General features: G+C 66.4%; 18 protein-coding genes. 6 read left to right on the forward strand and 12 right to left on the reverse strand.

Annotated elements, in window-relative coordinates; all coding sequences use genetic code 11:
• Positions 1-38: 38 nt before the first annotated feature.
• The 3 genes from VGB24_RS18010 to VGB24_RS18020 are packed head-to-tail and all read right to left on the reverse strand — an operon-like array spanning position 39 to position 5,493.
• Entirely contained in the window at positions 39-1,049 is a 1,011-nt protein-coding gene (locus tag VGB24_RS18010) for a PD-(D/E)XK motif protein (protein WP_331074337.1), read from the reverse strand.
• Positions 1,046-3,940 carry a Z1 domain-containing protein gene (locus tag VGB24_RS18015; RefSeq protein ID WP_331074338.1) on the reverse strand — a complete coding sequence of 965 codons (2,895 nt, stop codon included), beginning with the start codon at positions 3,938-3,940 and terminating at the stop codon, positions 1,046-1,048. Before VGB24_RS18015 ends, VGB24_RS18010 begins: the two co-directional genes overlap by 4 nt.
• Positions 3,937-5,493: an ATP-binding protein gene (locus VGB24_RS18020; protein WP_331074339.1), complete on the reverse strand. Its 1,557-nt coding sequence runs from the start codon at positions 5,491-5,493 to the stop codon at positions 3,937-3,939. Before VGB24_RS18020 ends, VGB24_RS18015 begins: the two co-directional genes overlap by 4 nt.
• Before the next feature lie 191 nt (positions 5,494-5,684).
• Between VGB24_RS18020 and VGB24_RS25490 the strand changes: the two genes are divergently transcribed.
• Positions 5,685-6,368 (forward strand): hypothetical protein, encoded by a 684-nt coding sequence (locus VGB24_RS25490; protein WP_414676733.1) that lies wholly within the window; start codon positions 5,685-5,687, stop codon positions 6,366-6,368.
• Here VGB24_RS25490 and VGB24_RS18025 read toward each other — a convergent pair.
• Positions 6,365-7,633 (reverse strand): DNA cytosine methyltransferase, encoded by a 1,269-nt coding sequence (locus VGB24_RS18025; protein ID WP_331074340.1) that lies wholly within the window; start codon positions 7,631-7,633, stop codon positions 6,365-6,367. The two genes, VGB24_RS25490 and VGB24_RS18025, sit on opposite strands and share 4 nt — an antisense overlap.
• Positions 7,634-8,014: 381 nt before the next feature.
• Here VGB24_RS18025 and VGB24_RS18030 point away from each other — a divergent pair, with 381 nt between their 5' ends.
• The gene (locus VGB24_RS18030; RefSeq protein ID WP_331074341.1) at positions 8,015-9,223 is read left to right on the forward strand and encodes a sensor histidine kinase; all 1,209 of its coding nucleotides are present in this window, start codon (positions 8,015-8,017) and stop codon (positions 9,221-9,223) included.
• Between the two features lie 235 nt (positions 9,224-9,458).
• Here the strand turns inward: VGB24_RS18030 and VGB24_RS18035 are convergent, their stop codons facing one another.
• Complete coding sequence (locus tag VGB24_RS18035) at positions 9,459-9,671, reverse strand: hypothetical protein (RefSeq protein ID WP_331074342.1); 213 nt, start codon at positions 9,669-9,671, stop codon at positions 9,459-9,461.
• Positions 9,672-9,787: 116 nt separating this feature from the next.
• On the opposite strand from VGB24_RS18035, the gene VGB24_RS18040 reads away from it, so the two are divergent.
• Both VGB24_RS18040 and VGB24_RS18045 read left to right on the forward strand, forming a co-directional pair.
• Positions 9,788-10,441 carry a peptidoglycan recognition family protein gene (locus VGB24_RS18040; RefSeq protein ID WP_331074343.1) on the forward strand — a complete coding sequence of 218 codons (654 nt, stop codon included), beginning with the start codon at positions 9,788-9,790 and terminating at the stop codon, positions 10,439-10,441.
• Positions 10,442-10,892: 451 nt separating this feature from the next.
• A complete protein-coding gene (locus VGB24_RS18045) occupies positions 10,893-11,147 on the forward strand; it encodes a hypothetical protein (protein WP_331074344.1) in 255 nt (84 codons plus the stop codon).
• Here the strand turns inward: VGB24_RS18045 and VGB24_RS18050 are convergent.
• Positions 11,144-11,551: a response regulator gene (locus VGB24_RS18050; RefSeq protein ID WP_331074345.1), complete on the reverse strand. Its 408-nt coding sequence runs from the start codon at positions 11,549-11,551 to the stop codon at positions 11,144-11,146. The genes VGB24_RS18045 and VGB24_RS18050 overlap by 4 nt on opposite strands.
• Positions 11,552-11,803: 252 nt before the next feature.
• On the opposite strand from VGB24_RS18050, the gene VGB24_RS18055 reads away from it, so the two are divergent.
• On the forward strand, positions 11,804-13,123 hold the full coding sequence (locus VGB24_RS18055; RefSeq protein ID WP_331074346.1) for a hypothetical protein: 1,320 nt from the start codon (positions 11,804-11,806) through the stop codon (positions 13,121-13,123).
• 433 nt (positions 13,124-13,556) lie between these two features.
• Here the strand turns inward: VGB24_RS18055 and VGB24_RS18060 are convergent, their stop codons facing one another.
• On the reverse strand, positions 13,557-13,739 hold the full coding sequence (locus tag VGB24_RS18060) for a hypothetical protein (protein WP_331074347.1): 183 nt from the start codon (positions 13,737-13,739) through the stop codon (positions 13,557-13,559).
• Between the two features lie 90 nt (positions 13,740-13,829).
• Between VGB24_RS18060 and VGB24_RS18065 the strand changes: the two genes are divergently transcribed.
• On the forward strand, positions 13,830-14,666 hold the full coding sequence (locus VGB24_RS18065) for a helix-turn-helix domain-containing protein (protein ID WP_331074348.1): 837 nt from the start codon (positions 13,830-13,832) through the stop codon (positions 14,664-14,666).
• Positions 14,667-14,751: 85 nt separating this feature from the next.
• Here VGB24_RS18065 and VGB24_RS18070 read toward each other — a convergent pair whose 3' ends face one another.
• The 5 genes from VGB24_RS18070 to VGB24_RS18090 all read right to left on the reverse strand — a co-directional run bounded on the left by VGB24_RS18070 (position 14,752) and on the right by VGB24_RS18090 (position 20,882).
• A complete protein-coding gene (locus VGB24_RS18070; RefSeq protein ID WP_331074349.1) occupies positions 14,752-15,258 on the reverse strand; it encodes a hypothetical protein in 507 nt (168 codons plus the stop codon).
• Positions 15,259-15,286: 28 nt separating this feature from the next.
• A complete protein-coding gene (locus VGB24_RS18075) occupies positions 15,287-16,402 on the reverse strand; it encodes an XRE family transcriptional regulator (RefSeq protein WP_331074350.1) in 1,116 nt (371 codons plus the stop codon).
• Positions 16,403-16,555: 153 nt separating this feature from the next.
• Positions 16,556-17,146, reverse strand: coding sequence for a hypothetical protein (locus tag VGB24_RS18080; RefSeq protein WP_331074351.1), 591 nt, complete (start codon positions 17,144-17,146; stop codon positions 16,556-16,558).
• Positions 17,147-17,985: 839 nt separating this feature from the next.
• Positions 17,986-20,652 carry a cyanophycin synthetase gene (gene cphA, locus VGB24_RS18085; RefSeq protein WP_331074352.1) on the reverse strand — a complete coding sequence of 889 codons (2,667 nt, stop codon included), beginning with the start codon at positions 20,650-20,652 and terminating at the stop codon, positions 17,986-17,988.
• A 50-nt stretch (positions 20,653-20,702) separates the two neighbouring features.
• The gene (locus tag VGB24_RS18090; RefSeq protein ID WP_331074353.1) at positions 20,703-20,882 is read right to left on the reverse strand and encodes a hypothetical protein; all 180 of its coding nucleotides are present in this window, start codon (positions 20,880-20,882) and stop codon (positions 20,703-20,705) included.
• Positions 20,883-20,992: the final 110 nt, after the last annotated feature.

Consider the following 20,992-nt stretch of genomic DNA (forward strand, 5'->3'; position numbering starts at 1 on the left):
GGTATCTAGGTACTCGGAGAAACGTTCTTGATCGCTCACTACTGGTCTGTATCGTTAGGGGACACCAAAGAAATCACACTCGGTCCACCTACCTCGAACGGTGCGCATGCAGGAATCGCGACACCGTAGCGAATGTCCTCAACGCCAGATGGAAGATCGGCTGCGAGTAGCCGCGGGAATCCGTCACGAACTCGAAAGAATCTGCGCGACTGAATCGAGTACCTTGGTGTAGAATACAGACTTCGGTGAGCATCTGTGTAGCCCGCCTCAAGTAAGCCGTCGTCAAAGACGGCGCGGGAATGCTCGTCCAGTACGCTGCGGATATTTTCCACGGCATCCGGCAGCGTACTGGTGCCGCCCTCACCCTCTGCTACTTTCACGAGGTGCACGAACAGAGCTGGAATCCCATAGTCATCGAGCTGGGAAGCATTGCTGACGCGGAAGACGTGAGGCGTGCTCGCCGCAGATGTCTTTACCTCGACATGACCAGAGGCGAACTGAAAATCGTGACTAGCAGCATGGTACCCCGTCCATCCCGCGATAACACGCTCGGGAGAATGCCCATGGTCGAAAAGGAATTGGATGAACGACAGTTCCCCATAGAGTCCTCGCCTCACTTCGAGCGGCAATCCGTCCAGAGGGTGGCGGTGCAGGAACGCTTGCCAGCGCGCGAGTCGCGAGATGAACTCTCGCATCGCGGATTGGTCAGTCTTCGCCGCCGTTAGACTCCGAACCAGATCCTCACACAGGGTGTGGAAGATGTCGCGAAACCTTACATGGGCGAGTTCGAGGATTAAGCGGGTCCGGCCGTCGCGGCCGGCCTCTATTGGCTCGCTTGTGAGATCGAATCCCCTCGATGTCGGTAGTGTGACGCCCGCTGGGAGGGACGCAGTGGCAACCTCCACGACCAGCGCCTCTAGCCCAGTGATGTGCCTTTTTGCCGCGTAAACGGCACAGGAGGGGACGGACGGTAGGCGTAATCTCACATACGCACCATCGGAGCCGCCGTCCGGACGAAGTTCGTCCCAAGTCTTCGACAACTCCATCATTCTTGGTCCTCGTCATCGTACCCGGGCCGGCCAAACTCTTGTCGGTAGTAAACGTTGTTCACCACATAAGCGACCTTTGATGCCTTGTCCGGGTGAACGTACGGAAAGCTTGCGGCAAACCCTACGATAGGTAGATGCCCGGCATCCGGCTCTACCTTGTCCTCAAGGGTGTCGCCGGGATCAAGCAAGTACAGGATCAGTAGCCCACGGGTTGCGGGTCTAGCTCGGCGGATTTGGGGGCCACTAGGCCGCGACGGCTTCTTGCGGTCGCCTGGATCGTCGGACCAATCCGTAAGGGTAGCTTCAAAGGCCCGCTTATACTCTTCGGATGTGAGGTCGCGCGATTCGTCAGTTGGACTGACCAGACGTCGAATCCGGAAATGGTTTTGCTGCTTCAGGATCTCTTGTTCCGCCAGATCATCGCCGGTCAGGAACCAGCTGCGCGCTACGCGGGGCACGCTGATCGACGCGATAGTCTGTGCGCTGCCGCTGCCACTGGCCACGAGCAATGTCCATTCGAGCAGCCGCTCCGATTCCGCTTCTTTTCGGATATAGTCGGCCAGCAGTTTCGTCTTGACCTTCTTAGATGCTGCATGCTCCTGGTACCCGGTAAGGAAATCAATAACACCGGTATGGGGCACACCCGTGTACATCCAACCGCCGGCCGGCTGTGTGTCCGTATCATCAGTAACCCGCGCAGGCTGGATGCCGGTCTGCTCTAGCCCCGCCACGAGTTGCTGGACGGCGTTCCAGTTGCGCTCCAGCTTACCACGTGAGCGCCAGAAGTTAATCGTTTCGCTGATATCTCCCGCAAAACTCACGTTGATCGTTGTTCCATGCCGCATCTTTACCTGTGACGTCACCAGCATGGCAGGGTGGGACTTGACCCGATGCCCGAAATCGCGAGGAGTTCCACCGCTAGCCACCATGCGGTTGAAGTCCTCCCGTAATTCCTCGCTCGCGCCGGCGATGTGGGAGTACCAGTCGGTAAGGTCGGGCGTCGTGTACAGGCGGCAAAGATCCAGATATCCAGGCCGATATCCGAACCAGCGACCCATTTGCATCAGAGTGTCGTACATGCGCGAGGCACGAAGGAAGTAGCTCACCGAGAGCCCTTCCAGCGTGAGCCCGCGAGAGAGCTTGTCCCCACCGATCGCGATGACGTTCAGGCCGGTACCTTCGTGCTTGACATAATCGAGCACCTCACCCGCTTGGCCGTTGATCTCTCGCACCTTAATCGAGAGCGCTGCCTCCTTCACCCGGGGTGCGATCTGTTCCCACCCTTCGTGGGTCCAAGGACGGTCAGGGTATTGAGCCGCGACTTTCGCAGTCGTCGGTTCGAAATCGGATTCCCACAGCTCTTGGAGTTCTTCCGCCAGTTCCGGATCACTAAACTTGATCCTACGCTGGAGGTCGTGCAGTTCGCCGCGGATTTGCTCGGCTACACGGTTCTGCGCCGCAGTGAAACGGGTTACGTGGACAAGCATAGAGTTGTGGGCCGTGTCCTGCCCCCGCGCGAGGCGAGCCGCGCACACGAGAATGAATGCGCGAATCGCCTCACCAAGCGAAGGGGGGATCTCATCCAAGCCGTTGAATTGCGGGACGTGGTGACTCTTATGTACGGGAGGCATCCACCCAAGCTTCTCGCGCAAATCGAGAGACTTCGCGTGATCCTTCACGAGGCGCACGATCGGCAAGCCAGGGAGTACTGCACCTGCCTCGGTTTCAAGCCCGAAGACTTGGGCAGGTCCAACATAGTTGGACGGGGCTGGAAGTGACACGATAAAGCTGCGGGGGAAGAGATCCTCCCCAAATTCATCGGTACGGGCCTGCTCATGAATGAAGATGTTAGCGAACGGTGTGGCCGTATAGCCAACGTAGGCGCTCTGGTCAAAAAGGTGGAGAAGCTTTCGAATTCGCTGGTTCAGGATCGTAGGGTTATGCTCTGGGTCGTACTCACCGTCTTCTCGGACGGCCCCCTCCTTCGTGTCAATCGAGCCCTGATCGGCCTCGTCATCGATGACCAGCAGCGGTACGCCCTTTACGTAAGGCTGACCCTGCTCATCCTTGGCATTCGCTGCCCACCGCACCCAACCCAACAGGTTTTCCAGCACTGACGCGTTCTTCTTGATCACGAACAACAACGGATTTCCGCCCGGTGAGATCGCAAAGCTGTTCGCCACGTTCCGCTTAAAGTCACCATCATCGGCACGCGTGGTGATCGAATCCGCTTTGGGGGCTCCGTCCAGCAGGCCCACGCCAATGCGAGTGATGTTCGACAGCCCCGCCCCAAGGTTCGCGCCGTTCCGGTCATAGCCAAGGAAACCCTCTTCCAAACGGATCTGAGTCTGCGTCCGCAAGCTCTTATGGAATCCAGCAAGTACCACGATAAGCTTGTATCCGGCATCCGCAGCTTTGGAGATCAGGCCTACATAGTTCGCGGTCTTACCCGATTGCACATGGCCAACAACCATGCCGCGCCGGTCCCATGATCCGTTCCGGGTGGGGTCCGTCAGCAGCCCCAGTACCTGATCCGACACTTCGTCGAGTTTGTCGAGGCTGACCTGCGGCCAGCCCTGCTCTTGAAGCAGGTAGCTCTCATAGCGGGACCAGAAAGCCCAGTTGATCTCCGCTTTTTTCTTTGGAAGCCAAGGCTCATAGCCCTCATCACGCCCGACAAGCGCTCTAGCCGCTCCAATAGTCGTTTGGAACGACGACTCTAGATCCGCTACTAGGCTGCCCTGATCAACCTCCGTGCAGCCCATATAGATGCTGGCTCGCTGAACGACTTCCTGAATGTCCTCCGTTCGTAACCCTGCGCCCCCATTCTTGATTTTCCTGGCGAGTTGCACTTGGGCTGCAGCTCGAACGTCTTTGTAGTCCTGATTCATTTATTGTTCTTCGGTGCGAGTGAAGCGATGATTGCCCGGGTTTCCTCGCCCGCAAACTCTTCCAGTTGCAGTAGGGCGAGAACCGTATCGTGATGACTCAACTGCTGGTTGCGGCGAATCGCTCGGTATGCCACCTCGACTAGCGTGCGAACTTGGTTCGACGTGCTACCGTGAAACGGCGCACGAAGGGCGTCCGGCGATTCCGCAGAATCGAGCCAGATTTGTTCGACAGGGACCGTCTCCTCCAAAACCCGAAACACGGCTTCGATCTCGGCTCGACGTTCCGCCCCGGCCAAGACGGACCCGACCAGCGGGTGCTCCCGGTCGATTTTGTACCTGATAATTCCATTCTGGCGAACCGATTTCCACGGACGCCTGATCTCCTCAAGTTTTGTCCGCGGTCCATATTTTCCACGGTAGGCGTACACCGCTCTAGCATCGATACGAACCTTTTGGGCGAGTCCTGTGAGGCGGTCACGGATCAACGCCGGCGCTTGTGCCGTTGATTTCTTCACATCAACTTGCCAGACGTGATCCATTGTATTTGGAATCTCGAGACGGATACGCGCGAGCTTGTAGTGTTCTTCTTGAGTCCACGGGCGCGCCCCCCCTAGCCCGAGCCAGCTCCCGGCGATTATGAGCCGCTCATTGCGGTAGAGATAGAAGCCCTGCTGAGCATTCCATCCCGCCAGCCCGGAGGCAGCCTGGTGCGCCGCATCACCTAATCGATCTTTGTGGGGCAGCACGAACCCCCGCAAACGGATGGGCGCCGGGAACCCTGGTAGGACGATTTCCTCTTCGGGCGTAGGTTCCGTAGCTGGGTGGTTTTCCAGAAACGGATCCCACGGGGTAACCCAGTCGCCGTTGATTGAGATCTGGATCCGGTTGTTGTGACTACGATCGAGGTAGCGGTGAAACACCATTCCTAAGTGGGTGGCAACGTCTGCCACGGCCGCGAAAAAGTGCCTTTTCGCACGGTTGTCGTCCTTTCGAGCTGGACCGACCAGCCTGTCAAGGTGCTCCCATAACACCACCGTGCCACGCTCAAGCTCATCCGGGACGGCCGCTCGCGATTCAGAGCCGGGGTAAGCGGAGCGGAGCAGCTGCCACCCTTGAACATCGCTGCGCGCCAGATGATCCAGGTCCCATCGACGAACCACATCCTGGCCCGGCTTGGGCCTAGCGGTGACGGTCAGGCGGCGGCACTGAGATAGCGATGCGGTTTTCAGTCCGAGCCCGAACCGGCCAAGGTCCGTTGGGCTACGCGGCTGGAGAGGGCTCTTGCTCCCCAATCGCATCGCGCACACCAACTCAGCCTCTGTCATTCCGGAGCCGTCATCGGAAACACTGATCCAGGAGTCAGCGCCTGCCCACTCAAATCGTATCCAGATTGACTTGCATCCTGCCGCGATGCTGTTGTCCACAAGGTCGGCGATTGCAGTCTGGAGAGTATAGCCGTAGGCACGCATCGACTCGATCATCGACGACGCGTCCGGCGCTACATCGTCATATTGCTCGTGTTCCGCGATGCCGATTTGCGATTGTTGGGACATGGGTGGAGAGCGCCGAAAGGAGGTCAATTTGGGTAGCGCCACAGAATAGCAGATTCAGTGCGGGAAACACAAGACGCCACCGGGCGCAGAACTCATGCGTTTCCTGAGGGTACGCACGCCTGAGCCTGTGGTCCGTGCCACGACAACCGCAGAAATCTTGGTGTCTGCTCCAACCTGCCGAGTCCTGAATGATGGATCTCTCGCCTAATTTTCATTCTAGTCTCCTTGGGTGGTGGCACTCGCACCAGCGACGGTATACGTGGCGAGAGACTACAAATCCGTACCACGTGCTCGTCGCTGAAGTGCTGCTCCACAGGACGCGTGCCGATCAAGTACAACCACTATATCACGAGTTGCTCGGTACTTATCCTACGGTCCGGGATCTCGCGGCCGCCCGCGATGAGGATGTTCACAAGATTCTCGCACCAGCCGGTCTGCGATGGCGCGTTGATACCCTCCTTCGCTGCGCACGCGAGATCATGAACCGGCATGCTGGCGACGTACCGGCAGGGAAGGCAGATTTGGAGGCCCTTCCTGGAATCGGTCATTACATCGCGGCGGCGGTCCGCTGTTTTGCTTTCGGGTATCCGGACGCGGTCGTCGATACGAATACTGTCCGAATCGCATCTCGCGTATTTGGGTTCCGGGTGAATGATTCGTCTCGGCGGAATCGTGCAGTGCACCAGCACGTCAAGGGCCTCGTGAGCCCGACAACGGCCCGGGAATCAAACTTGGCCTTGCTCGACCTTGGAGCACTCGTATGTACCGCGCGAAAGCCCGCTTGCGAGTCGTGCCCGGTGAGGGCTTTCTGCATTACGGGGCGAGGCTTCGCAGTCGAGTCGACGCTCGAAGCGGAACGCTCTGATTACTGCTAGAGCAGGTTATGCTGCATGGTCGCTGCGCACCTCCCCCCTGACGACAATTCTGGATCAGACATTCGGAAGGATTCGGCGAATGCCTGCGCCAGCAACGGCGGCACGGCGTTCCCGATCAGGCGAAACGATGGACCGAGGGTCGGTGGGAACACGAACGAGTCCGGGAAGCTCTGAAGCCGTGCAGCCTCTCGCACGCTGATTGTCCTGGGCTGGGAATAATGGATGAACTTGTAGCAGTCTTTCTGGAGGTGCGCAGTCACCGTCCACGCAGCGCGGCTCGGATCGAGCCTGTGCAGTTTGTCCTGAAACTTCTCGACGGAGTACTTGAGCAGCTTGTGATCCGGGTTGATTGCCCGAATCGCCTCCTGCACGTCGTGGTCGCTGAACTTCGCCCCCGGCCGCATGCGGCCGAACAGAGCGAGATCGTCGGCGTTGTGCCGTCGGGTGATGTGGTTGTAGAGCGGCACCGGCTGTTTATCCGCACCAGGTTCGCGCATGCGCGCCTGATACTCCGTGCGCGGCGGGATTGGATGATCCAGCCGGTGTCCCTTATGTCCGCTTGGGATATCCGGCAGGTCGCTCAATGCATCTGCGACACTGACCGCCGGACGCCGCTGCGGAGGCGTCCACCCGGGAATCCCAGCATCTTCTAGGTAGCCAACCATTAGAAACCGGCGGCGGCGCTGCGGCACTCCAAAATCTGATGCCCAGTAGTTGCTGGCGCTGAGCCGATACGTCAACTTTCGGCCTGTTGGTGAATTCAGATTATTGAACCGGTCTATGATCTGGCCGAATATCGCGTGGCTCTTGATCGCTGGGACGTTCTCGAACAGGAACCATCGGGGCGCCAGATGTTCGAGGAACAGCGCATACGCTTCGAAGAGCATCGTACGCGTCGCCGTGATGTTAGCCCAAGTATTCTTGCGCTCCTCACTGGATTGCATGAGCGCGCGGACCTTTGTCCGTCCGACGAGCGAGAAGCTCTGACATGGAGGGCCGCCGGCCAGTACATCACAATCCCCCGGACGAATGCCGCGCGCTTCCAGAAGCGCAGCAACGTCGTCGTGGGTTCGCAGCTTGCTCAAATCCTGCTGGATTGCAGCCGGATGGTTGGGTTCGCCAAGATTGTCGTTGTGACAGTTGACCGCGGCTGGGTCCCAATCAATAGCGAGCAGCGGCTGGTACCCGGCCTGCCGAAATCCGAGGGATAGACCACCACAACCGGAGAACAAATCCAGATACGTTGGCTTACGTGGAGAATTCATGAAGGCACGATGGAGGGGTTTACACCTGTAAACCCTAATCTAAACATTGGCCCACGGTTCCGGCAATGTAGCTGCGGCCGATTCGCGGGCTGCCGAGGCGCGCGCTCCGCTTTGGCGGTCGCGTGCGGGCTGTGGCGATAGCAAGCAGCGGCTCCTTAGCCGCGCGTCCGTTTTACGCCTTCACAGCTGTTCATGCGCGAGTCTGGCGTGCGCGCAGACGCTGCGCGCTAGGCGCGTGTTGATCAAGTCCAGCGGACCGTTACGATTTAGACGTTTCCTTTCCAGCCTAACACAGATACTTTTAGCGATTCGCCCGGCCCGTGAAATCGGGCGTCGGGACGAAGCTATCCGGAGCTTCCGAACCTGGCCTGGACCCGCCGCATGCTCGACGAACCGCGCATGACCCTGCCGCCCGCCGCGCACCCCGACGCCCGCCTGCTGGTGGTGGACGACGAGCCTGCCAACCTGCACCTGCTCTCGCGCATCCTCACCAGCGCGGGGTACCGTTCGGTGGAAACCACGGCCGACCCGCGCACCGTGCCCGCGCGGGTGGCCGAGCGCGCGACCGACCTGCTGCTGCTGGACCTTCACATGCCGCACCTGGACGGATTCGGGGTGCTGGACCAGCTCGCCGCGCTGCCCAGCAGCCGCATGCCGCCCGTGCTGGTGCTTACCGGCGACGCCACACCCGAGGCGCGGCGTCGCGCCTTCCAGGGCGGCGCCCGCGACTTCATCACCAAGCCCTTCGAGCCAGACGAGGCGCTGCTGCGCGTGGGCAACGTGCTCGACGCGCACTTCCTGCAGCGGCGGCTGCAGGCGCAGAACCACCTGCTGGAGCAGCAGTTGCAGCACGCCGACCGCCTGGAGGTGATCGGCCGGCTGACCAGCGGCATCACCCACGACTTCAACAACCTGCTCACGGTGGCCCGCGGCAACGCCGACATGGCCCGGCAGCAGCTGTCCCGCGACACCCCCGCGCACGACGACCTGGGCCAGGCGCTGCACGCGCTCGACGCCGCCAGCGCACTGGCGCGGCGGCTGCTGGGCTTCAGCCGCATCAACGCCGTACAGCCGCAGCGGGTGGAGCTGAACGCCGCCGTCCGCGACGCGCTTCAGCTTTCCGGAAGGCTGATCGGGCAGGCGATCAAGGTAGAGGCGGAGCTGTGGCAGCGGCCGCTGCACGTGGTGGCGGACCCGCGCCAGATCGACCAGGTGGTGATGAACCTGGCCGCCAACGCGCGCGACGCCATGCCACAGGGGGGAACGCTGCGGGTGAGCACCAGCAGCCGCGAGGTGCCGCCCGGGGAGGACGGCGGGGGATTCCGGATCATGCCGGGGCGCTACGCGGTGATGACCATCGCCGACACCGGCGAAGGCATCGACCCGGCCGCCCGCGAGCGCATCTTCGACCCGTTCTTCACCACCAAGGCCGAGGGCAAGGGCACCGGCCTGGGGCTCTCCATCGTCTACGCCATCGTAAAGCAGGCGTCGGGCTACATCTGGGTGGAAAGCGAGCCCGGCCGCGGCACGGTCTTCACCCTGTACCTGCCCGCCACGGCCGACGCGGCGGGCGGCACCGCCACCGGGTAGCCCCGCCCGCGGCCGCTGCCGGATGCGCACGCCGGCGAGCAGGAAAGCTGCGCCGGCCCGCGGGGGCCCGCGCGCCGATGGACACGAGGCATCGGGAACAACGACGCTCGTGGCGGGGTGCCAAGCGAACGCGGACGGAAAGCCCGGCCGCACCCGTTCGGAGCACCGCCGCGAGCCGTCGGGCCATCCGCGCGCCAGCCGGGGCCCGAGACCCCGGCCGGCGCGCGGAAAGGGCCTATGCGGAAAGCGCCGCGGCCGACAGCAGCATTTCGCCGCTGCCGCCGCACTGCGGGCACAGCGTGCTCATGGACCCGCTCTCGGACCCGAGCACGCGACCGCCCATGCACCGCGCGGGGCAGCGCGGCCCCGCCGGGCGCGGATTGCGCAGGTGCCTGGGCGTGGGCCCGCGGCGCTTGGGAACCCGGTTCTGTCCCTGGTCTCTGTCCATGCGATCATCAAAGTGTACGTGGTGATTGATTAGTGGACAACGTAAACACCTCCGCGGCCGAAAGCCAGCCCCACGCATCGCCCGGCCCGAATCCATCCGCCTCTCGCCATCGGACCATGCACACTCTCTCTCGCCTATCCATCGCATTGATCGTGGCCGCCGCCACCGGCGCCTGCCGCCCGGCGGGCGCCCCACGCCCCGCGGACGAGCCCGCCATCGTCACCCGCGCGCAGTGGGGCGCCCGCGCGCCGGTGCTGCCCATGCAGCCGCACCAGCCCGTGCGCATCACCGTGCACCACACCGCCGGCGCGCAGGACCCGGCCCGCTCGCTCGCCGACAAGCTGCGCGCCCTGCAGCGCTTTTCGCAGGAGGAGGGCACGCTGGGCGACGGCCGCATCAAGAAGGCCTGGGCCGACATCCCCTACCACTACTACATCGCCCACGACGGCGCGGTGGGCGAAGGGCGGGAGGTGGGCTACGTGGGCGACTCCAACACCCGGTACGACCTGCGCGGGCACGTGCAGGTGGTGCTGGAGGGCAACTTCGAGAACGAGCCGGTGACGGACGCGCAGTACCGGAGCCTGCGCCGGCTGGTGGCCCACCTGGCGCGCCGCTACCGCGTGCCCCCGGAGCTCATCACCGGGCACAAGGACAACGCCCCCACGCTCTGCCCGGGCCAGGACCTGTACCGCCGCCTCCCCGAGCTGCGCCGCGCGGTGGCGTTGCAACCCGGCCTAGACGATGTCATCCCGATGGAGCGGCCACGCTGAACCTGCCCCCACCTCGTAGACCGCAGCGACTGAGGGATCCGCCACACACTTCGCGAAGCGCATCGAGGTTCTCCCGTCACCCTCACCGCCGTTCGCGGCTCTCGCCGCGGTGAGAAGAATGGGCACGATGGGGTCTCATGTGGTGGCGCGGGCTGTCGGCAGGTGCGGTGCGTGAGTCGGCGACTGGGTTCGGCTGAACCGGACGTTCAGGCGCGCGGGGGCAAGTGTGTGGCGGATCCCTCAGTCGCTGCCTGGCATTGCGTGGGGCTGGGCGGGGCGTGGCCGCTCCATCGGGATGACAACGCGCGCGTTCGGCAGGTGCGGTGCGCGTGCAGACGACAAGAAGGAAGGACGCCGAAGGAGCGGCCCCCTTCGCCCGGGCGGCGCCGGGAACGGAGGATGCGGGGATGGGCGGACGGGCGGGGGGAACCCACGGGGAGGGGAGAGGCGAATGTCGCTGCGCGAAATCCGTGACGAGCGGGGGATCGAGTGGCAGGTGTGGGACACCAAGCCCACGCTGCGCCTGGGCGAGGAGGCGGCGGGCGCGCACCTGCACGAAGACGCCGTCGAGGGATGGCTGACCTTTCAGAGCGCCAACGAGCGCCGGCGCTTCTACCAGGTTCCGCCGGGGTGGGAGGAGCTGTCCGACGGCGACCTGTCGCGCCTGTGCGAGCACGCCGTCCCCGTGCAGACCACCCGCCCCTAGCCGCCGCTCCCCTGCCCTGCATCCGGCTGCGCGGGGCCCGTCCAGCGCATCACCGCGGCCACCACCTCCTTGGGCTCGATGGGCTTGGTCAGGTAGGCGTCGAAGCCCGCCTCCAGCGCCCGGTTGCGGTCTTCCGTCAGGGCGTGCGCGGTGATGGCCAGCACGGGAATGCCGGCCGTGGCGGGATCGGACTTCAAAATGCGCGTCGCCGACACCCCGTCCATCCCCGGAAGACCAATGTCCATCAGGATCACCCGGGGTGCCACGCCGCTCACCATCTCCAGCCCTTCCTCGGCCGTCCACGCGTGATGGACCTCGAACCCGAAGTGCTCCAGGATGGTGCGAAAGATCTCGTGGTTGTCGGGGTTGTCCTCCACCAGGAGGATCCGGATCGGTTCAGACATCTTGTAACACCTTCGGGAAAGCACGCGTATCGCCCGCCCGATTGTGGCGCCCCGGCGCCGCCATGGCAAGGGAACGCACGGCGCGTGGCGCAAATGCCACGTTGTCGACAGATTGCGTATCCCTGCGCCGGCCGCGTCCAACCCTCATTAGAGGCTGTAGACGCACGCGACGCCACGAAGTACACTAAGCGGCGGATACTGGCGCCCGGTCTGGGGCGCTGTGGAATGTTCTCCCACCGGGTCCGATCATTCATGGCCACTCAGCGACACCAGAGCAGCGCGGAGCTGCCCCCCGCACCGCTCGACTTTGCCTTTCCCCTGGCGGTGCCCGGGGCGGAGGTGCTGGGCGCGGTGATCATGTTCGAGGCACCCACGCCCTTCTCGCTGCACCTGTTCCAGGCACTGCGCCACGTGATGGCGTGGGCCCAGTGGGCGGCGCACGACAGTGAATTGTTCGACGGCGACGGCATGCGCGCGTGGGAGGCACAGGTCCTTACCACCGAGGGGGTGGATGAGGCGCTGTGGGCGCCGGTGGGGGTGATCGCGGGCGAGATGTGCCGCCCCGACGACGTCGACGTGCCGCGGCTGGCGAAGGCGTGCCTGGCGATCACCGATTGGGCGATCGGGGATGGCGCGCACGGCACCGCCCTCGCCTTCGCCGAAGCCGCCGCCGCCGCCTGGCCCAACAACGCCCGAATGGCCTGGATGACGGGGTGCCTCTTTCGCGAGCAGGGCCGGACGCCGCAGGCGGGCCAGTGGTTTCAGCGGGCGCGCAGGGTAGCGGTGTGGACGGGCGATGCCGAAGTGCAGGCGATCGCCACCATCAGCGCCGGAAACCTGCGGGTGCTCGCGGGAGACCTGCCGGGAGGGCGCGAAATGCTGAAGTCGGCCCTGCGCGTGGCCAAGCGGCACCGGCTGGCGGAGTGGATTCCCAAGGCGCTTCACGACCTGTTCGTCGTTTCCACGTACGCCGGCCAGTTCGATGAGGCCGAGGGGTACGCGCGGCAGGCAGCCACCGCCTACGGGTCCGCGCATTCCAACCTCAAGGACCTCGCACTCGACGTTACGCACTTCTGGATTCAGCAAGGCCACTTCCCGCGGGCATTTCGCGTCCTGCGGGAGATGGAGGGCCGCTTCACGATTCCCGACCGGCAGGCCCGCGTCGCCGCGAGCACCGCGCGAGCGGCGGGAGCGATGGGCGACGTGGAGGCGTTCTTCGCGGCGTGGTCGGAAGCGTGGCGCCTGCTGGACAGCGGTGCGGTCGATCATCTGCGCGCGCCCGCGGCGCTCGAGTTGGGCCTGGGTGCGCTAAGCCTCAAGCTGTGGGAAGATGCCGAGTTCGCCCTTGGCATCGCGCGAGCCGCGGCGGAAGCAACGCGCGACGGTGAGATTCTCGCGAGGGCAGAATCCGCGCTGGATCACCTGGATCGGCGTCAGGCGGTTGATGATCAGCTGCGGATGAAGAGAAGCGGTCGTGGCGCAGGACACGATCTGGCGGCGCATCTCGCCCGATCCCTGATGGAGCAGCGCTGGGCACCCGCGACAGGGGCGGGTGCCCAGGAGTTCGAGTGAAGGCTTACGTCCCGGATCCGACCATGATCCCGCCAGGCGACTGAGTGGAAGTCGTCTCCGACGTCGAGTCGGAGGGCGGGGGCGGCGGGGGCGGGAGCGTGTCCGCGGCCGCCTCGGACGCGGATGCCCCCGATCCACGCAGAGAAGTGGACGGACCCGTGGGATCGTTCGAGCTACACGCGGCAAGAACGAGCAGCAGGGCAGCGGAAATGGTGAATCGGCGCATAGGTACCTCCGCGAGAGGAGCGTGAAGTGGATGAAGGAGCCATCTAAGATGCACGCTCACCACGTCCACTTGCAACACATCAGGTGCACGAAATGAGGGCATCCCCCCACTCGGCGGGATGCCCCCGACCTCGTACGCTCCGGACACGCCGTCCCGATGCTCGAAGACGGCGGTATTTATCCGCGCCCACACAGAGCCGCGACTACATCAACCTGCTCCGCCGATCAGGATGCCCCCGGCGCCGGGCTTCGCCTGCGTCGAGTCGGCCGGAAGCGATCCGGAGCTGGATGCCCCTCCGGCAGGCGCAGCGGCGGAGGGATGCAGGGGCTCGTCGGAGCCGCACGCGGCGAGCACCACCAGGACGGCGGCGCAGAACGTGAATCGTGGCATGAGAGACATCCGGGATGCGGTAAGTGGATAAAGTGGTCAACCCAACATGCGCGGTCCCCCACCCCACGTGCAACACATCAGACGCCTGAAATGAAGTCGCCCGTCGTTCCGCCTCCCGGCCTGGTGGACCACGCCACCCGGACGGTGCTGCTCCTGTCTGACCACTTTGACCACATATCGTCCGAAGGACGCTACAGCGTGCGCCGGTGCGCCACCTGGGCGGAGCTGGCGGAGCAGGCCCAGCAGGCGCCGCCCAGCACGGTGCTGCTGGTGCGCACCGAGCCGGGAGACGGCGCGCTGCAGGCGCTGGAGCAGCTGATGCGGGCCACGCCCTCGGTTCCGGCGGTGGTGGCGCTCTCGTTCCGCGCGGCCAGCGCCGAGCACCTGCGCGCCGCGCTGGCCACGGGCATCAGCGAGGTGGTGAACCTGGACCTGGAGCGCACCTTCGCGTCCATGCATCCCACGCTGCGCCGGGCCCACGCGCGCCCGCTGAAGCGCCGGATCGAGGCGCAGCTCCCCGTGTGGGTGAGCGAGCACGCGCGCACGCTCCTGCGCGCGGCGGCCGAAACGGTGGTGGACGGGGGAGGGCGGGAGGTGCTGGCCTCCATCTTCGCCGTTCAGGAGCGCACCGTCGCCGACTGGACGGCCGAGCTGGGGCTGCCCACGCCGCGGCGGCTGCTGGGGTGGATGCGGGTGCTGCTGGCGCTGACGCTGCTGGAAGAAGCCAACCGCACGGTGCGCAACGTGGCGGAAAGCTGCGGCTACAGCGACGACACGGCGCTCAAGCGCGCGGTCGAGAACTTCACGGGCGCGCCCTCGGCCACGCGTGCGCAAACGTTCACGACGGCGTTCGAGGTGTTCCGCGACGAGCTGTGGCACCTGCGCGAAAGCCGCCGCGAGGCACGCATCCGCGAACCCACGATCTGAACAACGGACGCGTTACGCGAGGACGTGCTGCAATCTCGGGACGGGTATCCTATGGAGAGGTGAGGACACAGGGAAGCGCCCCTGGTCAGCGGCCCAGGAGGTATGCCGTACACAAGTCCGAGAGCCACCTCTCGCCAAAATGATCGGCCAGGGGCGGGTTCGGACGGGCACCGACCGCTGCGGCCAGCTCGCCCAGGGAGCGCGTCTGGTCTCGCCACCCCAGCGCGACGGCCGCTCTTATCGAAGCTCGATCCGGAGAGCAGATGACCCAAGTCGGGTCGCCCGCGGAGGAGCGCGCGTACGCGTGGGCAAACAGGTCGCGCTCACCGCCGTCCATGTTCTGCGACCCGCCGTAGGCCAGCCCGAACACCGCACGCTCCAGGTCCGTGACGGGGTGCACCTTCGACAGGCGCGCGAGGTCTGCCTCGCTCACCGGAACGTAGCCGGGGCGGGAGCGGTCACCCCGGCCGGCCTCGTCCCGGCACTCCGCCACCGTCTCCAGCCGAAGCGCCCCTGACAGTGCGTTCCAGCACCGCACCCGGACCGCCTCGATCATCACGTTGGTGTCTACCAGCGCGACGGTGTCTCTCAACGTCCTGCCCGGAATCAGCACCTGCGGCTCAGCCCGGCAGATCGTACGAAAGCGGATGCTGGTGCGCCGCGCACACCTGCGCGAACTGCAGCACCGTCACCCCAAGCAGCGTGGCTGCGCGGCGTAGCGAGAGCCGCCCGTCGTTCACCGCGTCCGCCACCCGCTGCACGAAGGGCCTGCTGAACAGGGGCGGCGCCTGATCCACCGATACGCGGCTCGATCGCGGCACGGGCGGGAGTGCCGCGGCCGCCGCCCTGGACAGCAGCCCGAGATTCACGAGGCGCCACTGCAGGGCCTGCGTGCTGATCCGCAGCTCGGCCGCCGTGCGGGCGAGCCACACGGACACGTCCTCGTCGCCACGCGTGCTCCAGCCACGCGCCACGATCTCCGCGGGCATCAGGAGGGCGGCAGCGAAGTTCTCGGCCATCAGCTCCACGCGATTGCCCTTGGTTCGCTTCACCTCCTGCGGTTCGATCCGCTTGGGAGGCATGGCATCCCACGTCAGCAGGTGAAACAGCTCGTGGGCGAGATCGAACGACCGCCGGCCGGCCGGTTCCCGGCGGTTGACGACGATGGTGTGCTGGCCGGGCAGGTGCGACGCGGCGCCTGATATTCCCACGGGGGCGTCCACGTAGAGCACCAGCACCCCGAGTTCCCGATGCACGGCGTCTTCCAGCCGGTCCGCGGGCACGTTTCCCAGGTCCCAGCGCTCCCGCAGCAGGTCGGCACTAGCGGCCGCGTCCTCGAACGATGAACGCTCCGTCAGCTCGAGCTTGTGGCCGAGGCGGCGAGGCTCGCACCCCACCTGCATCCCCAGTTCGCGGTACGTGGCGATCCACCTCCCCGCCTGCTCCTGGAACTTCGAGAGCGTTTCCGGATCGACGTCCTTCGCGCGGAAGCTGAACGAGCCCTCGCCGACCAGGCGGTAGGGATCGAGGAACGTATCGACGTCGACGCCCAGCACGTGCGCCGCGCGAACCAGCTCATCGGGCGCGATGCGCCGTTCCCCGGCTTCGATCGCGGCGAGCGTCTGCCGGTCGTTGAACCCGAGCCGCGCGGATAGGGACTCCTGGCTCAGGTTCCGCTCTTCACGCAGCGTCCTGAGGCGGCCGCCGATTCGAGCCTGCTGTTTTTGCGTCATCATACCCGACAATATGTGCTTGCAAAATAGAAAATGCAAGACTGGCCACGTGGCGGACCGATGCCGCAGACGCAACGCAAAACGCCCCGGAACCAGGGAGGCTCCGGGGCGCTGGATCGTCTGTCCGCCGCAAATCTTCGGCTACGGCGCCGCTCGTCAGTCCTGTTGCTGTTGGCCGAGTGCTGCCTGCAGGAGGCGCTGGAGGTCGGCGCTGCGGGCGAGCAGGCTCTCGGTCAGCGGCTCGATGCGCATCATCTCGCGGCGAAGCAGCTCCTCGTACGCACGCACCTGGCGCGCGACCGAGGGCTGGCGCATGACCCCCGCCTCCACGTTCATGAAGCGCGCGCGGATCTGCGCCGCCTCGCGGTCCAGCGACCGCAGCCGGGGCGCGTCGCCGCGCCGCTGCGCCGTCTGCACCTCGGCGGGGATCTGGCGCGCGCGGCTGGCCAGCGTGCGCAGCTCCGGGTCGGCCGCGTCCATCGCCTGCTGAATGCCCTGCATCAGAGCGTCGCGCCGGCGCCGCAGCTCGGGGTTCTGCAGCGCGCGCTCGTGCACCTGCGCCAGGTGCCCGCTCAGGCGCTGGAGCTCGCCGTACCAATTGCGCGCCATGTCGGCGGCGGACGCGCCGGGCGCCCGCGCACGGGCGGGCGCCGGCACCTCGGCCGACATGGGACGCACCTGCGCGTCCAGCGGTACAACGGCGATGAAGGCGGCCGTCACGACCGCCCACGGGATGGCACCCAGCAATCCGTTCTCCCTGATCGGTTTCCAGAGCCGCGGACTCCGGCGGCGCTGGTTACAACCCCGCAACGCGGCCGGAGTTTCATCGCGCCGCCCGGGCTATGTGCGTGCGGAGCCAGGGAATAGGGGTGGAGGGCGGGCGGAGGGGCTTCGGTGGGTTCGAGGGGGGTAGGTGCATGCGGCGGGTTCCCCCTCCCCCGCAAACTGCGCGGGAGAGGGGGGAACTTCGATTGGGGTTCGACCGAGGGCGGTGCATGCCTCTGGGAGCCCCCTCCCCCCGGCCCCCGTCCCCCGCTGCGCAGGGGAGGGGGAGACCTGAACCGCGCTCCGGCTGGCCCGGCGCGCTCGGCTGCGCGTGCAGTCCGCGCAGGCGGACTTTGGGCCGTCGTTGCCGCGACTTCAGTCGCCCCAGCAGGGTTGAGGACGCACCTTACCCCCCGAAGTGTACCCCCTCTCCCACGCTGTTTGTGGGAGAGGGTGGCACGCGTGTCAGCGCGGCCGGGTGAGGGCCCCACGGCAGCCGGAGGCCTCGGCTACGGTGACCGCTGCCGCGCCCGGGCTGGTACGTGTCCGCGGCGAGATCCTTCGGCCCGCGTAGTCGGTGCTGGGGGCAGGTGGGGTGCGCCTGGGCCTCAGGATGACAGGTCCTTGTGCCACCGCGACTTGGGAAGCGCACCACACTGGCTCCCTTCCCCCGCGCAGTTTGCGGGGGAAGGGCTGGGGATGGGGGGCGCCCGGGGCGCGCACCGCACCCCCCGCACCGCACCCCCCGAACCGCACCTCGACCAACAACTCCCCCTCTCCCGCGCAGTTTGCGGGGGAGGGGGCCAGGGGGAGGGGGCCCCTCAGTGCGGCTCGGGCGCCTGCTTCTGCACGTGCTTCAGCACGGCATCCACCTTGTCCGCAAGCACCATCACCAGGTCGCCCGCATCCGCCGCGGCCAGGGCGCGGTCCACCGCCTGGAACTCGTCGCCCACCATCTCGATGGCGTCCTCGCTCATCCCGCCCTCACGAAGCCCCTCCACCACCAGCCCCGCCGCCTCGCCCGGATCGCGGCCCCGCAGGTCGGTGTCCTCCTTCACGAAGGCGTGGTCCAGGGTCGCGCACAGCCGCCCCAGCCCGCGGATGTCCTCGTCGCGGCGGTCGCCCGGCGCGCCCACCACGCCCACCCGCCGGCGCGCGGGGAGCGCCTGCACCGTCTCTACCAGCCCCTCCACCGCCGCCGGGTTGTGCGCGTAGTCCACCAGCACCCGCACCTCGCCCAGGCGCAGCAGGTTCAGCCGCCCCGGCGTCATGGACGGCGACGGGAAGAACGAAAGGAGCCCCGCCCGGATGGTGTCGTAGCGCACGCCCTGCACGTACGCCGCCAGGATGGCCGCCAGCACGTTCTGCTGCTGGAACCGCGCGGCGCCCCCCATCATCAGCGGCACCTCGCGCTGCGTGGCGATGGGAATGCGCAGCCGCCCGCGCCGGATGACGAACTCGCCGTCTTCCACCCGCGCGCCGATGCCCCCCCGCTCGATGTGGTCGTCGAACACCCGGTTCTCGCCCGGCTGCATGGTCGAGAAGAGCACGATGTCGCCCCCCGAGCGGTCGCGCATCCGGTAGACCAGCGGGTCGTCGGCGTTCAGCACCGCGTGCCCCTCGCGCTTCACCACCGCGGGGACGACGGACTTCACCTCCGCCAATTGCTCCACGGTGTTGATGCCCCGCAGCCCCAGGTGGTCGGCCGCCACGTTCAGCACCACGCCGACGTCGCACTCGTCGAACCCCAGCCCGGCCCGGATCACCCCGCCCCGCGCCGTTTCCAGCACGGCCACCTCCACCGTGGGGTTCGAGAGGATGATGTTGGCGCTGAAGGGGCCCGTCATGTCGCCCTCCATCACCAGCCGGTTCTGCAGGTACACGCCGTCCGTGGTCGTGAACCCCACCGTCTTCCCCGTCTGCCGGAACAGGTGCGCCGTCAGCCGCGTGGTCGTCGTCTTTCCGTTGGTCCCGGTGATGGCCACGACGGGAATGGTGTAGGGCGACCCCGGCGGGTACAGCATGTCGATGATGGGCGCGCCCACGTTGCGCGGCTTGCCCTCCGAGGGGTGCGAGTGCATCCGCAGCCCCGGCGCGGCGTTCACCTCGATGATCACCGCGCGGTTCTCGCGGAAGGGCACCGTGATGTCGGGCGAAAGCACGTCGATGCCCGCGATGTCGAGCCCCACGATCCCCGCCGCCATCTCGCAGGCGGTCACGTTGTCGGGGTGCACCTCGTCCGTGCGGTCGATGGAGGTGCCGCCGGTCGACAGGTTGGCGGTGGCGCGCAGGTACACCCGCTCGCCCGCGGGCGGCACGTCCTGCTGGCTGCGGCCCGACGAGGCCAGGTATGCGTCCGTCGCCGCGTCGTCGGGCAGCTGCGTCAGCGTGCGCGAGTGCCCCCGGCCCCGGCGCGGGTCCTGGTTGGCGATGACGATGAGCTCGGCGATGGTGTGCTGCCCGTCGCCCACCACGTGCGCGGGGACGCGCTCGGCCACGGCGGCCACCTTGCCGTCCACCACCAGCACCCGGTAGTCGCTGCCGGTGACGTACTGCTCGATCACCACCTTGCGCGAGAACTTCGCGGCCACCTCGAACGCGGCCCGCACCCCCTCGTCGTTGTCGATGCGCCCGGAGATGCCCCGGCCGTGGCTGGCGTCCAGCGGCTTCAGCAGCACCGGCCAGCCGATCTCGTGCGCCACCTCCACCGCCCGCTCCAGGGTGGTGGCCACGCTCCCCTCCGGCACCGGCAGGCCGATGGCGCCCAGCACCCGGCGCGTGTCGTCCTTGTCCTGGGCGATCTCCACCCCGATGGCACTGGTGTAGTCGCTCATGGCGGCCTGCACCCGACGCAGGTTCACCCCCAGCCCCAGCTGCACCAGGGAATGCGAGTTCAGCCGACGAACGGGGATTCCCCGCCGCCGCGCCTCTTCGACGATGGCGGCGGTCGACGGCCCCAGCCGCACGCTTTCCAGCAGGTCGTGAAGGTCTTCGACGGCGAACTTGATGTCGTACGGCTCGCCCTTCATGCAGGCCTTGACCAGGCGCACGGCCTGGCGCACGGCCTCGAGCCCCACGTCTTCCTCCTCGTACGCCACGATCAGCCACCAGACGCCGGGATCGCCGCTTTCCACCACCCGCCCGAACGACACGTCGGTGCCCGCCAGGGTCTGCAGCTCCAGGGCGACGTGCTCCAGCACGTGGGGCAGGTGCGTGCCCTCGCGCAGCCGCTCGATGAAGCCGCCCTCGGTGCCGCGCGAGCACGGGTGCTCGTACAGCGTGGGCATCAGCTCCAGCAGCTGCTCGTTGAAGCCGGGGATGGCGGTGGTGGGCACGTCCTCGAGCGCGCCCAGCCGCAGGTCGCACGCAATGACGGGCGCCAGCCGCCAGAAGTTGGGGCCGCGCACGGCGCGCAGGCGGCTGACCCGCAGCTCTTCCGGGTCGAACTCGCGCGGGGGCGCCGGGGCCTCCATCTGGGCCTGGGACATTGTTCCGGTGATGTTGGTCTCGGGGAACGGGGGCCGGACGGCCCCCGCCGTCAGGTGTGGCTGCGCCGCGTGTGCTCCCACGCCCCGGCCTGCAGGGGAGCGCCGCCGCGCTCCGGGGCGCCCGCCGCGGGGCGGGCGCGGCCCTCGCAGCAGTCGATGCGGCGCGTGTACGCGCGCGGCTCCGGTGAGGCGCGCTGGAGCTCGGGCGTGCGCTGGACGTCGGTGGTCATGGCCAACATGTTCCGCCTTCCATTTCCGCTTGCCAACCGCGCCTCCGTACGGCGCGTACAGGCGCAAAGAGCAGAAAGCATACCAGCCGCGGAGGCCGGCGGCGCGCCCC

The organism is Longimicrobium sp., from assembly GCF_036399935.1.
Lineage (GTDB): Bacteria > Gemmatimonadota > Gemmatimonadetes > Longimicrobiales > Longimicrobiaceae > Longimicrobium.